Raw genomic sequence first — 15851 nt, 5'->3', positions numbered from 1 at the left:
CTGACTGAAAGTCATCCCCCCTCATGTATCTGAATTGATCAGCTGGTGTCTGGAACCCTACGTCCAAGTGAATTCGCTCACGAGCCGGACGCGCGATTCGGTCTGAAATGTCTGATAGCTCATATCGTTCCGTTCGTGCTCCGCGTGTCGGCCGACTATTCGGTACCTGTCGGTCGGTCTTGTGGTCGATGAGTCTCACCGTTGCGGTACGGCCGTACCAGAATTATGTATATGTGTATCCGCGCAAGACGGCTGACAGGCCACTGAACCCACTACGACGCAGTGGCGTTCGGTGGTGGTACTCCGACGTCTCTCGACGCTTCCGAACTCGACCGGATGTGCGATGTCGCGGAATTCCGTATGGGCGCTGACCTTTCATCCGTTCTCGTGTGAAAGAAGTCCCTGGACGCTGCGCCGGCTCAGGTCGCCATGCGCAAGTTCCTACGTGTCGGCGTGGTTGTCGAAGGTGCTGCCGACGATGCGTACCAAACCGACGGGATGATCGGATTGGTTTGTGGTGCATGCTCGTACAACACCGGAGGAAGATTTTCCGGAGGAACTGGCGCGAATCTGATCCCGATTCATCTCGCACGCTGACAGAAAAGATCCCCGGCCGAAAAGCGGCCGGGGATCTTTTGTCCGTTCGTGGCAGAACTTACGGAACGTAGCGAACCGCGCCCTTGTCGGCGGACGTTGCCAGAGCGGCGTAGGCGCGTAGGGCTGTCGTCACGGTGCGCTGACGATCGACCGGCTGCCACGGGCGCTCGGAGGCCTCCATCTTCGCGCGTCGCTCGGCGAGGACGTCCTCGTCGACCAGGATCTCGAGCGTGCGCGAGGCGACGTCGATGCGGACCTGATCGCCGTTCTGGACGAGTCCGATGACTCCGCCTGCGGCAGCCTCGGGGGAGATGTGACCGATGGACAGTCCGGAGGTTCCGCCCGAGAAACGACCGTCAGTGATCAGTGCGCATTCCTTGCCGAGGCCTGCGCCTTTGAGGAAGGCGGTGGGGTGCAGCATTTCCTGCATGCCGGGGCCACCCTTGGGGCCTTCGTAACGCACGACGAGAACGTCGCCGGCCTTGATCTTCTTCTGCAAGATGACCGAGACGGCTTCTTCCTGAGATTCGACGACCAGCGCCGGGCCCTGGAAGGAGAACAGTTCCTCGTCGATGCCGGCAGTCTTGAGGATTGCGCCGTCGAGTGCGATGTTGCCGCGCAGGACAACCAAGCCGCCCTCGACGGTGTAGGCGTTCTCGACGTCGCGGATGCAGCCGCCGGCCGCATCGGTGTCGAGAGCAGACCAACGGTTGTCCGTGGAGAACGGTTCGATGGTGCGCACGCCGCCGGGAGCCGCGTGGAAAAGCTCGATTGCCTCGTCGGTTGCCTTGCCGGAGCGGATGTCCCAGTCGTCGAGCCACTGGTCGAAGCTTTTGGTGTGCACGGTGGACACGTCGGTTTCGAGGAGTCCGCCGCGGCGAAGCTCACCGAGCAGCGCGGGGATTCCGCCGGCGCGGTGGACGTCCTCCATGTGGTAGTCCGAGTTGGGGGAGACCTTGGACAGGCACGGCACCTTGCGGCTGATCGCGTCGATGGTGTCGAGGTCGAAGTCGACCTCGCCTTCCTGTGCCGCAGCCAGCGTGTGCAGGACGGTGTTGGTGGAACCGCCCATGGCGACGTCGAGAGCCATCGCGTTGCGGAACGCTGCCGGGGTCGCGATGTTGCGCGGCAGCACCGACTCGTCGCCGTCGCGGTAGTACTTGAGGGCAGCCTCGACCACGGTGGTGCCCGCACGAGAGAAGAGTGCGTGACGAGCCTTGTGAGTTGCCAGCGTGGAGCCGTTGCCCGGCAACGCGAGGCCGAGGGCTTCGGTCAGGCAGTTCATGGAGTTGGCGGTGAACATGCCCGAGCACGACCCGCACGTCGGGCACGCGCTGCGCTCGACCTCGTCGAGGCCTTCGTCGGACACGGCATCGTTGGCAGAGGCGGAGATCGCGGTGATGAGGTCGGTGGGGGCTTGGGCCACGCCGCCGACGACCACTGCCTTACCGGCCTCCATCGGACCGCCGGAGACGAACACGGTCGGGATGTTCAGACGCATCGCGGCGTTGAGCATGCCGGGAGTGATCTTGTCGCAGTTGGAGATACACACCAGTGCGTCGGCCGTGTGGGCGTTTGCCATGTACTCGACCGAATCGGCGATGATCTCGCGGCTCGGGAGCGAGTAGAGCATGCCGCCGTGGCCCATTGCGATGCCGTCGTCGACTGCGATGGTGTGGAACTCACGAGCGACGCCGCCGGCCGCACTGATGGCCTCGGCAACGATCTCGCCCACGTTCTTGAGATGCACGTGGCCGGGTACGAACTGGGTGTACGAGTTCGCTACGGCGACGATCGGCTTTCCGAAGTCGGAATCCGTCATTCCTGTGGCGCGCCACAGGGATCGGGCTCCGGCAGCATTACGTCCGATGGTGGTGGTGCGTGACCTCAACGGGGGCATGGGCGTGTTCCTTATGTGATCGTTGCTGGTCCACTCAAATAGAAGCGAGGGCCTTCCAACGCTACTCGCGTGTTACGGGCGCTTCTCTTCGGGCTGGTCCTGTGAGTTCTCGGCGACCTCGGATTCTGCTTCTGCTTCTGCAGCTGCTTCTTCCTCTTCGGCTTCCTTGGCGGCGAAGGCTTCTGCCGCCGATGCATAGGGATCAGTGATGCGGCCGCCGCTGGCGATCGCGATCTCGGGAAGCCTGACGAAGCTGACCGCAGGCAGGGTCACCTCGGTTCCGTCGGTGAGTTCCGCGCGCGCCCAGCTGCGCTTCGGGAAGCGGAAACCCTTGACGTCGTCCCAGGCGAGGGTGCGCTTGGAGAACGTCGAGCGGACCTCGAGGCCGTCAGGGCTGACGGTGGTGCGCAGTCGCGCGACGAGATAGACGGCGATGATCGGAAGGATCAGCAACCAGCTGAAGGCGACGGGCCACCCGAAGATCGGGAAGCTGACCGCGAACAGAAGGAACGCGCACGCCATGTAAGCGAGCTGCGAAATGCGGATGACGTGCCGAAGTGGTTTCGGCGTGTGGGATGATTGAGCCGGTGGCACGGGCTGCTGCGAAGTTGACACCTCTACATCTTCGCATTGCAGCCGATGTATCTCAGATTCTGGGACGGTCGACTCACCAAGTTTGCCGTTCGCGACTAGCGCCTCTACTGTCGAGTGCGTGAAACAGAATGAGTTGCTCGTAATCGGCCGGCGCGTCGTCGCCTGAGTCGATTTTTCAACTCACCAGATAACGACGCGCCACCCTCGCTCAGCAGATGCTGACGGGGGTTTTTTGTTGCCCGGAGCCAGAATCAGAGGATTTCCCAGTGAGCGCACCAACAGCACGGCCTCAACCCACGCCGCGCAAGTCAGGGACACCGAGCCCGACAACCGCGGCTGCCGCAACCCAGACGGCCAACCGTCGCCAGCTCCCGCCTGAGCGGGTAACCGGCGCGCAGTCTGTGGTTCGAGCCCTCGAAGAGCTCGAGGTCGACACGGTATTCGGCATTCCCGGCGGTGCCGTGCTCCCGGTTTACGATCCACTCTTCGATTCGGTCAAGGTCCGCCACGTGCTCGTGCGCCACGAGCAGGGTGCAGGCCACGCTGCCACCGGTTACGCCCAGGCGACCGGCAAGGTCGGCGTCTGCATGGCTACCTCGGGTCCCGGTGCGACCAACCTGGTCACGCCACTGGCCGACGCGCAGATGGACTCCGTTCCGATCGTCGCGATCACCGGACAGGTGGCGCGCTCGCTGATCGGTACCGACGGCTTCCAGGAAGCCGACATCTCAGGCATCACGATGCCGGTCACCAAGCACAACTTCCTGATCACCGACGCGATCGACATCCCGCGCATCATGGCCGAGGCCTTCTACCTCGCGGCCAGCGGTCGCCCCGGCGCCGTCCTGGTCGATATCCCCAAGGACATCCTTCAGTCGCAGACCACGTTCTCGTGGCCGCCGGAGATGCGTCTGCCGGGCTACCGCCCGGTCACCAAGCCGCACGGCAAGCAGGTTCGTGAAGCTGCACGTCTGATCGCCGACGCCAAGTCGCCGGTTCTCTACGTCGGTGGCGGCGTCATCAAGTCGGACTCCTCGCCGGAGCTGCTCGAATTGGCAGAGCTGACCGGTATCCCCGTCGTCACCACGCTGATGGCTCGCGGCGCGTTCCCGGACAGCCACGACCTCAACTGCGGTATGCCGGGAATGCACGGCACCGTTGCCGCAGTCGCCGCTCTGCAGCGCAGCGATCTCCTGATCACCCTCGGCGCGCGTTTCGACGACCGCGTCACCGGTCAGCTGAATTCCTTCGCGCCCGACGCCAAGGTCATCCACGCCGACATCGATCCGGCCGAGATCGGCAAGAACCGCTACGCCGACGTCCCGATCGTGGGCGACTGCAAAGAGGTCATCACCGAACTCATCGAGGCTATCCGTGCCGACATGGCCACGGGCACCACGTTCGAACTCTCGGAATGGTGGGCGTACCTGAACGACATCCGTCGTACCTACCCGCTGAGCTACGACCGTCCCACCGACGGTCAGCTGAGCCCGGAGTACGTCATCCAGACCGTCGGCAAGCTCGCCGGACCGGATGCCATCTACTGCGCCGGCGTCGGCCAGCACCAGATGTGGGCCGCGCAGTTCGTCGGTTACGAGAAGCCGCGCACGTGGCTCAACTCGGGCGGACTGGGCACCATGGGGTACGCGGTTCCCGCAGCCATGGGCGCCAAGATGGGCATGCCCGACACCGAGGTGTGGGCGATCGACGGCGACGGCTGCTTCCAGATGACCAATCAGGAACTCGCAACCTGCGCACTCGAAGGTATCCCGATCAAGGTTGCCCTCATAAACAACGGCAACCTCGGCATGGTGCGTCAGTGGCAGACACTCTTCTACGAAGAGCGCTACTCCAACACCAACCTCGGAACGCACGGTGCCATCCGCATCCCGGACTTCGTCAAGCTCGCAGAAGCATTGGGCTGCCACGGAATTCGTGTCGAGCGCGAAGAAGATGTCGAAGCTGCGATCCGTGAGGCGCAGTCCATCAACGACAAGCCTGTCGTGATCGACTTCATCGTCACCGCCGACGCACAGGTGTGGCCGATGGTCGCTGCCGGAACGAGCAACGACGAAATCATGGCGGCCCGGGGCATCCGGCCGCTGTTCGACGACGACGAGGCAGTTGCCGAGCCCGCCGTCATCCACGAAGCCATGTCACGCGAGCAAGCCGGACCCGCCGCGGGCACAGGGGAGGATCAGAAGTGAGCACCAGTCACACCCTCAGTGTTCTCGTCGAGGACAAGCCAGGCGTGCTGGCCCGCGTCTCCGCACTTTTCTCCCGCCGCGGATTCAACATCGAATCCCTTGCGGTGGGCGGAACCGAGATCCCCGAGATCTCACGTATGACCATCGTCGTCACGGTCGACGAGTTCCCTCTCGAGCAGGTGACGAAGCAGCTCAACAAGCTGATCAACGTCATCAAGATCGTCGAGCAGGACGGTGAAGCATCCGTCGCTCGCGAGCTCGTGCTCATCAAGGTGCGCGCAGATGCAAGCGTGCGCACGCAGGTCATCGAAACGGTGAACCTGTTCCGCGCCAAGGTGATCGACGTCTCCCCGGAGTCCGTCACCATCGAGGCGACCGGTACTCGGTCCAAGCTGGATGCACTGCTGCGGATGCTTGATCCGTACGGTATCCGGGAGATCGTTCAGTCCGGGGTCGTGGCAGTCGGTCGAGGGCCGAAGTCGATCACGGCCACCCGCTAGTACTTTTAGACACGTAAAAATCCAAGGAGAGGTTGAGAACTGTGGCAGTCGAGATGTTCTACGACGACGATGCCGATCTGTCGATCATTCAGGGCCGCAAGGTTGCTGTGATCGGCTACGGAAGCCAGGGCCACGCCCATTCGCTGAGCCTGCGTGACTCGGGCGTCGATGTGCGCATCGGCCTCAAGGAGGGCTCCAAGTCCCGCGAAAAGGCGCAGGAGCAGGGCCTGACAGTCGGTACGCCGGCCGAGGTTTCCGAATGGGCCGACGTCATCATGGTGCTCGCACCTGACACCGCTCAGGCCAGCATTTTCAAGGGCGACATCGAGCCGAACCTCAAGGACGGCGACGCGCTGTTCTTCGGTCACGGCCTGAACATTCACTTCGACCTGATCAAGGCTCCGGAGTTCGTCACCGTCGGCATGGTTGCCCCCAAGGGACCGGGCCACCTGGTGCGTCGTCAGTTCGTCGACGGCAAGGGCGTTCCCGCGCTCATCGCCATCGACCAGGATCCCAAGGGTGAAGGCCAGGCTCTCGCTCTGTCCTACGCCAAGGGCATCGGCGGAACCCGCGCAGGCGTCATCAAGACCACGTTCAAGGAAGAGACCGAGACGGACCTCTTCGGCGAGCAGGCTGTGCTCTGCGGCGGCACCGAGGAACTGGTCAAGACCGGTTTCGAGGTCATGGTCGAGGCCGGCTACGCACCCGAGATGGCGTACTTCGAGGTTCTGCACGAGCTCAAGCTCATCGTCGACCTCATGTACGAGGGTGGCATCGCCCGCATGAACTACTCGGTGTCCGACACCGCTGAGTTCGGTGGATACCTCTCCGGCCCGCGCGTCATCGACGCCGACACCAAGGAGCGCATGAAGGCGATCCTGGCCGACATCCAGTCCGGCGAGTTCACCCGTCGTCTGGTTGCCAACGTCGAGAACGGCAACACCGAGCTCGAAGGCCTGCGCAAGGCCAACGCCGAGCACCCCATCGAGGTCACCGGCAAGAAGCTGCGCGACCTGATGAGCTGGGTCGATCGCCCGATCACCGAAACCGCGTAATTCGCAGTTTCACGCTCCACGTCTCCACTGGCCTGATGTCGCGCCGGTTCAATTACGTTGAACCAGCGCGGCATTGGGCCGGAGTCGTTTTCCGGGCCGGCTGAGTCCGGATTCATATTCCATCGAGAATTCGCCCGCGAAAGTGTCCACTATGTGGTATCGCCTACCGCGTTGTGGATTCGAAGTGAGCGCGCACTAAACTATCGGTGGTTAAACCACCTTCACACCCACCTAATCAGGGAGTTTGCACGTGAGCCAGCCTGGCCGTCCCGTTGTTCTGATCGCCGACAAGCTCGCGCCGTCCACAGTCGAGGCGCTCGGTGACGGTGTGGAGGTGCGTTGGGTCGACGGACCCGACCGCCCGGCGCTGCTCGCCGCGGTACCCGAGGCCGACGCGATTCTCGTCCGTTCCGCCACCACCGTCGACGCCGAGGTTCTGGCCGCAGGCACCAAGCTGAAGATCATCGGCCGCGCCGGTGTCGGCCTGGACAACGTCGAGATCCCCGCAGCCACCGAGCGCGGCGTGATGGTCGTCAATGCACCGACCTCCAACATCCACTCGGCAGCCGAGCACGCAGTTGCTCTGCTCATGTCGACCGCTCGCCAGATTCCCGCAGCAGACAAGACCCTGCGTGAGAACACCTGGAAGCGAAGCAAGTTCAACGGCGTCGAGATCCTCGGCAAGACCGTCGGCGTTGTCGGACTCGGCCGCATCGGCCAGCTGTTCGCGCAGCGTCTCGCCGCGTTCGAAACCACCATCATCGCGTACGACCCCTACTTGCCCGCAGCTCGCGCCGCGCAGCTCGGCATCGAACTGGTCACCATCGACGAGCTCGTCGAGCGCGCCGACTTCATCTCCGTGCACCTGCCCAAGACCAAGGAAACGGCCGGCCTGATCAACGCCGAGCGTCTCGCCAAGGCCAAGGACGGCGTCATCATCGTCAACGCCGCCCGCGGTGGTCTGATCGACGAAGACGCGCTCTACGACGCACTGGTCTCCGGCAAGGTCCGCGGCGCCGGTCTCGACGTGTTCAGCACCGAGCCGTGCACCGATTCCAAGCTCTTCGAGCTCGACAACGTCGTCGTCACCCCGCACCTCGGAGCATCGACGTCCGAGGCTCAGGACCGCGCAGGCATCGACGTGGCGAAGAGTGTTCTCCTCGCTCTGGCGGGCGAATTCGTTCCCGAGGCTGTCAACGTCTCCGGCGGCCCCGTCGGAGAAGAAGTTGCTCCGTGGCTCGAGCTGGTCCGCAAGCTCGGTCTCCTCGCTGCGACGTTGTCGCCCGAAGCTGTGCAGACCGTGCAGGTTGTCGCCACCGGCGAGCTGTCTGCCGAAACCGTCGACATCCTCGGCCTGGCCGCACTGCGCGGCGTGTTCTCCGCCAGCAGCGACGAGGCCGTCACGTTCGTCAACGCTCCGGCACTGGCCGAGCAGCGCGGCGTCACCGTATCGGTCGAGAAGCACTCCGAGGCTCTTGCTCACCGCAGCGCGGTCGAGGTTCGCGCAGTTGCCGCGGACGGCACGGTCACGTCGGTCACGGGCGCACTCACCGGTCTGCAGCAGGTCGAGAAGATCGTCAACATCAACGGACGCAGCTTCGACCTGCGCGCCGAGGGTCACAACATCGTCGTTCACTACAGCGATCGCCCGGGCGTTCTCGGTGTCCTCGGCACCGTTCTCGGTAACGCGGGCGTGGACATCCTCGCCGCAGCACTGAGCCAGGATGCCGAAGGCGAAGGCGCAACGGTCATCTTGCGCGTCGATCGCGTCGTCGGAGACGCCGAGGTCGAGGCAATCGTCTCGCAGCTCGACGCTCGCGTCGCCCAGGTCGACCTTTCCTGATTGTTTTTGCTGTGCGCCTTTATTAACCGCCCGCGGTTAATAAAGGCGCACAGTTCTACTGAGATGAGGACTCCATGAAGCTTGCGGTCATTCCGGGCGACGGAATCGGTGTCGAGGTCACAGCCGAAGCACTCAAGGTGCTCGGCAAGTTGGTTCCGGATCTGGAAACCACCGAATACGATCTCGGTGCCCGTCGCTACAACGCCACCGGCGAGTTGCTCCCGGCGGAAGAGCTGGACCAGATCCGTCAGCACGACGCAATCCTGTTGGGCGCCATCGGTGATCCGCGGATCGTCGCACCCGGCATCCTCGAGCGTGGCCTGCTGCTGAACATGCGTTTCCAGCTCGATCATCACGTGAATCTTCGCCCCGCACAGCTGTACCCGGGTGCGCTGTCGCCGTTGGCGGCCCAGCCGGAGATCGACTTCGTCGTGGTTCGTGAAGGCACCGAGGGCCCGTACACCGGTAACGGTGGCGCCATTCGCGTCGGCACCGATCACGAGATCGCGACCGAGGTGTCGATCAACACCTGGTTCGGCGCCGAGCGTGTTGTTCGTTATGCATTCGCGTTGGCGCAGACACGTTCCAAGCACCTCACACTGATCCACAAGACCAACGTGCTCTCCAATGCGGGAGCAATCTGGACGCGTGCGATCGAGACCGTCGGGGCCGAGTACCCGGACGTCGAGACCGCGTACTGCCACATCGACGCTGCCACCATCTACATGGTGACCGACCCGTCGCGGTTCGACGTCATCGTGACGGACAACCTCTTCGGTGACATCATCACCGACCTGGCCGGTGCCGTGACCGGTGGAATCGGTTTGGCCGCAAGCGGAAACATCGACGCGTCCGGTACCAACCCGTCGATGTTCGAGCCCGTGCACGGCAGTGCTCCGGACATCGCCGGCAAGGGAATCGCAGATCCCACCGCCGCGATCCTCTCGGCCGCACTGCTTCTTCGCCATCTCGGACGCGAGGACGACGCCGCTCGCGTCGAGGCTGTGGTCGCTGCCGACCTGGCTACTCGCGGCGAAGGCCCCATCTCCACGACCGAGATCGGCGACCGGATCACCGCAGCGCTGTAAGGATTTCTTTCACGAGACTGACGCGCGTAAGCCTTACGGCTTGCGCGCGTCAGTCGTTTCCGACACCCCGATAGACTGGCCAGTATGCGTCTTGGTCGAATTGCCAGTCCCGATGGTGTTGCGTTCGTCAGTATCGAAGGTGAAGAGGATGCCCTCGTCGCCAAGGAAATTGCGGAGCACCCGTTCGGGAACCCCACCTTTACCGGCCGTAGTTGGCCGCTTGCCGATGTCCGTCTGCTGGCTCCGATTCTCGCCAGCAAGGTGATCTGTATCGGCAAGAATTATGCAGATCACATCGCGGAGATGGGCGGCGAGGCGCCGGCTGATCCGGTGATCTTCCTCAAGCCCAATACGTCCATCGTCGGCCCGGGCGCCCCGATCGTCTTGCCTCCGACGTCCAACGAGGTGCATTTCGAGGGTGAACTGGCGGTGGTCATCGGTCAGCCTTGCAAAGACGTACCCGCGGCGAAGGCGTTGAGCGTGGTCCTTGGCTACACGATCGCCAACGACGTATCGGCGCGAGATCATCAGCGTCACGACGGGCAATGGACGCGCGCGAAGGGCCACGACACCTTCTGCCCGCTCGGTCCGTGGATCGAAACCAGCCTCGATGCGTCCGACGTCGACATCAAGACCGAGGTGAACGGTCAGGTCAAGCAGGACAGCAGCACCGCCTTCCTACTTCACGACATTCCGAAGATCATCGAGTGGATCTCGGCGGTGATGACCCTCCTGCCCGGCGACGTCATCCTCACCGGCACCCCCGCCGGAGTCGGCCCGATCGTCGACGGCGATTCCGTGTCTGTCACGGTCTCGGGGATCGGCACGCTCACGAACCCGGTGACCGCCAAGAATTGATCTGACCCGGTTCGTTCCGTCATGTGACTACGGAGGCCCCATCCCCACCGGATGGGGCCTCCGTCGTGGTGTGAGTCGAGAGGTGTCTGTCAAAGAAAAGTTGCAAGATGGTAACTAACGCCGGATGGCCGATTGGGATTGCCTTCCGGTTCGAGGTAATCAGGCCCTGGGACTGACCTGCGGGTTTCATGAGCCAGGCGAAGCTTCACCCATGATCCTCCTGGCGTTATGTCTGATTTGGTGAGGTTGGGAGGGTTCGCCCCGCGGTTTGCTGCCGCGGCTCGTAACAGACCAAATTCCCTGAAATGTAACGCTGAGCAGTAGGGTGGCCGATAACTGGATAGAAGCCGATGGGGCAATCGAGTGGATTGCGCAGAAACGTGGTGATACATGACGACCTTCGCGGAAGCATCCCGGACAGCGGCAGAGCATGCGCGGAACGGGCAGCGGCCGGTGTGGCGAGACAAGAAGCGCTACCTGTGGCCACTGGGTTTGCTGGTTCCTCTCAGTCCGTTCGCTGCGTGGTTCCTGGTCGACAAATTCAGTCTCGGGCTCTTCTGGGCCATCGGGGCCTGGCTCATCGTGATCGTCATTCCCCTGATCGATCTACTGGCGGGCGAGGACGGTAACAGCCCACCGGACGAAGCGATCCCTGAATTGCAAGAGGATCGTTTCTACCGCTGGTGCACGTATCTGTTCCTGCCCCTCCAGTACGTCGGTCTCGTATTCGTCGCCTGGTGCTGGGTGAACGCGCCGATGGCGGCGGGGGAGAAGTTCGCGCTCGCGATGACTGCCGGCGTGGTTGCCGGTGTGGGGATCAACGCGGCGCATGAATTGGGGCACAAGAGCGAAAAGCTCGAGAAGTGGCTCGCGAAAGTAGCGCTGGCACAGTCCTTTTACGGCCATTTCTACGTCGAGCACAACCATGGTCACCACGTCCGTGTCGCGACGCCGGAGGATCCGGCCAGTTCGCGATACAAGGAAAACTTCTGGTTCTTCTTGCCGCGCAGTGTCATCGGCGGCCTGCGCTCGGGATGGCGGATCGAAAGCGCTCGCCTGCAGCGTCAAGGCAGACGGACGTGGAGCTATCGGAACAACATCCTGAACGCGTGGGCGATGAGTGTTGTCCTGTTCGGCAGCCTGATCGCGGTGTTCGGGTGGGAAATCGCACCGTGGCTGGCCGTTCAGGCGATTGCCGGATTCACGTTCCTCGAGACCGCCAACTATCTCGAGCACTACGGCTTGCTACGTGCGAAGCGGCCTGACGGCTCGTACGTTCGCTGCTCGCCCGAGGACAGCTGGAACAGCGACCACGTCGTCAGCAATCTGTTCCTCTATCAACTTCAGCGTCACAGTGACCATCACGCGAATCCGCGTCTGCGGTACCAGAGCCTGCGCAGTGCGGCCGAAGCGCCGCAACTTCCAGCGGGTTACGCGGTCATGATCGTATGCGCGTGGGTGCCGCCGCTGTGGCGAAAGGTCATGGACAAGCGACTACTCGCCTACTACGACGGTGACATGACACGTATCAACGTCTTGCCGGGTAAGTGATCGGCGGGATGGAGGAAGCGCTGCGGGACTAACCTGTAGTACGACCATCCATCATCGCCGAGCCAAGTGAGCCATGACCAACAGCGAAGTACGCGTCCGTTTCTGTCCGTCACCCACCGGAACCCCGCACGTAGGTTTGGTGCGCACCGCCTTGTTCAACTGGGCATTCGCACGACACCACGGCGGCACGTTCGTGTTCCGTATCGAAGACACCGATGCGCAGCGCGACAGTGAAGAGTCCTACCAGGCCATCCTCGACGCCCTCCGCTGGTTGGGGCTCAATTGGGACGAGGGCCCGGAGGTCGGTGGGCCGCACGCACCGTATCGCCAGTCCGAGCGTCGCGACCTGCATCTCGACGTCGTTGCCAAGTTGCTGGCCGCGGGCGAGGCCTACGAGTCCTACTCGACCAACGAAGAAGTGGAAGCGCGACACAAGGCGGCCGGACGCGACCCGAAGCTCGGATACGACAACTTCGATCGCGACCTCAGCGACGAGCAGCGCGCTGCCTACGTCGCCGAGGGTCGTAAGCCGGTCGTCCGCCTCCGGATGCCCGATCACGACCTGACGTGGAACGACCTGGTTCGCGGCGAGACCACGTTCAAGGCAGGCACCGTTCCGGACTTCGCGTTGACTCGCGGGAACGGTATTCCGCTGTACACGCTGGTCAACCCCGTCGACGACGCGTTGATGAAGATCACCCACGTACTGCGCGGAGAGGACCTGCTGTCCTCGACCCCGCGTCAGCTCGCGTTGTACGAGGCTTTGATCCGCATCGGTGTCGCCGATTTCACACCGTCGTTCGGGCACCTGCCGTTCGTGATGGGTCAGGGCAACAAGAAGCTTTCCAAGCGCGATCCCGAGTCCAACCTCTTCATTCACCGCGATCGGGGCTTCATTCCCGAGGGACTGCTGAACTACTTGGCTCTGCTCGGGTGGAGCATTGCCGACGATCACGATGTCTTCTCACTCGACGAGATGGTTGCGGCCTTCGACGTTTCGAAGGTCAACTCCAACCCTGCCCGCTTCGACCAGAAAAAGGCCGACGCGATCAATGCCGAGCACATTCGCTTGCTCCAGCCGGCCGACTTCGCGGCCCGCCTGAAGTCGTTCCTGGTGGAGCACGGCCCCATCAGCGCCGACGTCGATGAAGCCACGTTCACTGTTGCGGCGGACCTCGTGCAGACGCGCATCGTCGTCCTGTCCGACGCGTGGGATCTGCTGAAGTTCCTGTTCGTCGACGAGGCGTCGTTTGCTCTCGATCCGGCCGCGGCGGCAAAGAACCTGAAGGAAGACGCTGGTCCGGTTCTGGACGCGTCTCTTGCGGCACTCGAGGCCACCTCGGAGTGGACTGCGGCCAGTATCGAGGAAGCACTCAAGAAGGCCCTCATCGAGGATCTGGAGCTCAAACCGCGTAAGGCCTTCGCTCCGGTTCGGGTCGCGATCACCGGCTCTCACATCAGCCCTCCGCTGTACGAGTCGATGGAATTGCTCGGTCGTGAGGTCTCGATTGCTCGGTTGCGCGCCGGTAGGGCAGCGGTAACCGCCTAGATCGGACGGTCTTCCGGCCGAAAATGAAGCAAAAACCTCCCGTGACCATACGATTTGGTATTTGGGGCAGGGGTACTGGTAATCTTCTTTTCGGCCGGAGACGAGCCGCCGAGCACAACAGCGAAGCGGATCGGGCAAGGCTGGTGAGCAAGACCTTGGGGTATGGTGTAATTGGCAACACAGCGGTTTCTGGTACCGCCATTCTAGGTTCGAGTCCTGGTACCCCAGCGGAAATCCGGTCGATTTTGTGGCCGGACTCAGACAAGCTAAGCTTGCTGAGCATCCAAGAGCAAGACTGAATACCACGTTTAAAAGCGTGTCCTGGCCCCGTCGTCTAGCGGCCTAGGACGCCGCCCTCTCAAGGCGGTAGCGCGGGTTCGAATCCCGTCGGGGCTACAAAAGAAAGACCCTCCGATCATTGATCGGAGGGTCTTTTCGTATGTACCGGAAATGTCTCCGGCGATGCGAAAAACGATCACCCCCAGTCGAATTCGACTGAGGGTGATCGTCATCTCACTCTGTTGTCCGCGATCGGCTATCCGCTCTTGCGGCGGAACTCTCGCTTGTGATCGGCCGGGCCATGCGTGTTGTGGACCTTGGACTGTCCGTCGCGATGGTCGGTCGATTTGGCGTTCTGATGATTCTTCCGTTCGAGGGCTTCACGGAACTTTCGTTTGGTTTCCTCCGATTGGGATTCGGGTTCCGACGGGGTGTTGCTGTCGAGATCGCTCATATGCTCACTCCTTGTTGTTGGGCCTGTTGGTGAAACTACGCCGGCCCGAATTCGAAAGCTCGTGAATTTCGCTTCACGAATCTCGGGGTCTACGGCGATGGTGCAGTAGAACCGGAAAGAGGCATCGCAGGCATCCCGAGCTTGCGGTGATCCCACGAACGAGTTCGATCGGGAACGAACCGTACCGCGACGCGCTTGTGGAGCATCGCGTCGACGGCCGGGCGGAGATCCTCCGTGTACGGGCCCGTGTATCGCTCCCAGACACTGATTCCCACGGCAAAGAGAGCTTCCGGATCCTCGACGATCACTCCGGTGCCCTCCATCGAGACTCCTCGCAGCGTGTCGTACGTCAGACCGTCTTCGATCAGGACGGACATTCGAGTGTCCCGGCGAAGATTGACCGCCTTCTGCGACTTGGCTTTGGTTTCGAACCAGATTTCGCCGTCGACTATCGCGAACCACATCGCGATCAGGTGAGGCATTCCGTCGGCGCTCAACGTCGCCATCGTTGCCGTACGGCTCTTTTCGACGAAGCTCGAAATTTCGGTCTCGGTCATCGTGATCTGACTACGCTGTTTTCCTGCCATGGTCGCGTCGTACTCCTACGTGCTCGAGGATCTGAAGGCCTTACTGTGTCACGAATTACAGACGCTTGTGGAGCGCTTCGGCAGCTGCGAGAAGGTCCGCCGCCCAGCGGGCTCCCGGTCGTCTACCCATCCGATCGATGGGGCCGGAGACCGAAATCGCGGCAATGACAGCGCCTGCCGAGTCTCGGACAGGAGCCGCGACGCTGGCGACACCCGGCTCACGTTCGGCTGCACTCTGTGCCCAGCCGCGCCGGCGAACCTCGAGGAGCACTCGTTCGCCGAACGACGCATCGGCGAGAACGGTCCGTTGGGTTTGTGGATCTGCCCATGCGAGAAGGACCTTGGCGCCGGAACCGGCATTCATCGGCAGCCTGGCCCCGACGAGAACTGTGTCGCGAAGGCCCGTGGGCGGTTCCATCGACGCAACGCAGATGCGTTGGGTGCCTTCCCGGCGGTACAGCTGGACGCTTTCGCCGGTGATTTCGCGAAGGCGGGGGAGGATGAGTCCGGCCGCAGCAATGAGTGGATCATTAGCGGTGGCAGCGAGTTCGGCGAGTCCGGGCCCTGGGCACCACTGACCATCCGAGTCGCGTGTGAGGAGTCGATGGACTTCGAGACCGACGGCGAGTCTATGGGCGGTCGCGCGCGGCAAACCGGTTCGTGCACAGAGTTCGGTGAGGCTGCACGGTTCCTCAGCTACTGCATGAAGAACGCCCATTGCTTTGTCCAGGACGCCGATGCCGCTATGCTGTCTCATAGGTCGATACCAGTTTCTCGCATAGTGGGATG

13 protein-coding genes and 2 tRNA genes are annotated in these 15851 nt (G+C 62.6%); 10 read left to right on the top strand and 5 right to left on the bottom strand.

The annotated features are described in order from the left end of the window. Nucleotides 1-655 precede the first annotated feature (655 nt). Together ilvD and H351_RS20430 are read right to left on the bottom strand one after the other, a co-directional pair. Nucleotides 656-2497, bottom strand: coding sequence for a dihydroxy-acid dehydratase (gene ilvD, locus H351_RS20435; RefSeq protein WP_029255106.1), 1842 nt, complete (start codon nucleotides 2495-2497; stop codon nucleotides 656-658). A gap of 72 nt (nucleotides 2498-2569) precedes the next feature. Further along, nucleotides 2570-3091, bottom strand: coding sequence for a PH domain-containing protein (locus tag H351_RS20430; protein ID WP_021333074.1), 522 nt, complete (start codon nucleotides 3089-3091; stop codon nucleotides 2570-2572). Between the two features lie 266 nt (nucleotides 3092-3357). Between H351_RS20430 and H351_RS20425 the strand changes: the two genes are divergently transcribed. The 10 genes from H351_RS20425 to H351_RS20380 all read left to right on the top strand — a co-directional run bounded on the left by H351_RS20425 (nucleotide 3358) and on the right by H351_RS20380 (nucleotide 14138). Continuing rightward, on the top strand, nucleotides 3358-5298 hold the full coding sequence (locus H351_RS20425; RefSeq protein WP_019747929.1) for an acetolactate synthase large subunit: 1941 nt from the start codon (nucleotides 3358-3360) through the stop codon (nucleotides 5296-5298). Then, entirely contained in the window at nucleotides 5295-5798 is a 504-nt protein-coding gene (ilvN, locus tag H351_RS20420; RefSeq protein ID WP_003944718.1) for an acetolactate synthase small subunit, read from the top strand. Before H351_RS20425 ends, ilvN begins: the two co-directional genes overlap by 4 nt. A gap of 53 nt (nucleotides 5799-5851) precedes the next feature. Then, a complete protein-coding gene (gene ilvC, locus H351_RS20415; RefSeq protein WP_029255107.1) occupies nucleotides 5852-6853 on the top strand; it encodes a ketol-acid reductoisomerase in 1002 nt (333 codons plus the stop codon). Nucleotides 6854-7103: 250 nt separating this feature from the next. Beyond that, nucleotides 7104-8696 carry a phosphoglycerate dehydrogenase gene (serA, locus tag H351_RS20410; protein ID WP_003944758.1) on the top strand — a complete coding sequence of 531 codons (1593 nt, stop codon included), beginning with the start codon at nucleotides 7104-7106 and terminating at the stop codon, nucleotides 8694-8696. 74 nt (nucleotides 8697-8770) lie between these two features. Then, nucleotides 8771-9784: a 3-isopropylmalate dehydrogenase gene (locus tag H351_RS20405; RefSeq protein WP_019747931.1), complete on the top strand. Its 1014-nt coding sequence runs from the start codon at nucleotides 8771-8773 to the stop codon at nucleotides 9782-9784. Between the two features lie 84 nt (nucleotides 9785-9868). Then, nucleotides 9869-10642, top strand: coding sequence for a fumarylacetoacetate hydrolase family protein (locus H351_RS20400; protein WP_020969311.1), 774 nt, complete (start codon nucleotides 9869-9871; stop codon nucleotides 10640-10642). Nucleotides 10643-11032: 390 nt separating this feature from the next. Beyond that, entirely contained in the window at nucleotides 11033-12193 is a 1161-nt protein-coding gene (locus H351_RS20395) for an alkane 1-monooxygenase (RefSeq protein ID WP_029255108.1), read from the top strand. A 73-nt stretch (nucleotides 12194-12266) separates the two neighbouring features. Continuing rightward, nucleotides 12267-13742 carry a glutamate--tRNA ligase gene (gene gltX / locus H351_RS20390; RefSeq protein WP_029255109.1) on the top strand — a complete coding sequence of 492 codons (1476 nt, stop codon included), beginning with the start codon at nucleotides 12267-12269 and terminating at the stop codon, nucleotides 13740-13742. Between the two features lie 156 nt (nucleotides 13743-13898). Continuing rightward, a tRNA-Gln gene (locus tag H351_RS20385) sits at nucleotides 13899-13970 on the top strand. Between the two features lie 95 nt (nucleotides 13971-14065). Next, nucleotides 14066-14138: transfer RNA gene (locus H351_RS20380), tRNA-Glu, on the top strand. Nucleotides 14139-14277: 139 nt separating this feature from the next. Here the strand turns inward: H351_RS20380 and H351_RS20375 are convergent. The 3 genes from H351_RS20375 to H351_RS20365 all read right to left on the bottom strand — a co-directional run bounded on the left by H351_RS20375 (nucleotide 14278) and on the right by H351_RS20365 (nucleotide 15819). After that, nucleotides 14278-14475 (bottom strand): DUF5302 domain-containing protein, encoded by a 198-nt coding sequence (locus H351_RS20375; protein WP_007729345.1) that lies wholly within the window; start codon nucleotides 14473-14475, stop codon nucleotides 14278-14280. Nucleotides 14476-14564: 89 nt separating this feature from the next. After that, nucleotides 14565-15062: a pyridoxamine 5'-phosphate oxidase family protein gene (locus H351_RS20370; protein WP_019747935.1), complete on the bottom strand. Its 498-nt coding sequence runs from the start codon at nucleotides 15060-15062 to the stop codon at nucleotides 14565-14567. Nucleotides 15063-15117: 55 nt separating this feature from the next. Further along, nucleotides 15118-15819, bottom strand: coding sequence for an IclR family transcriptional regulator (locus H351_RS20365; protein WP_007729342.1), 702 nt, complete (start codon nucleotides 15817-15819; stop codon nucleotides 15118-15120). Nucleotides 15820-15851: the final 32 nt, after the last annotated feature.

The organism is Rhodococcus erythropolis R138 (genome assembly GCF_000696675.2).
GTDB lineage: Bacteria > Actinomycetota > Actinomycetes > Mycobacteriales > Mycobacteriaceae > Rhodococcus_F > Rhodococcus_F erythropolis.
The sequence above is the reverse complement of the archived record's forward strand: the minus strand, read 5'-3'. Positions and strand labels throughout refer to the sequence as shown.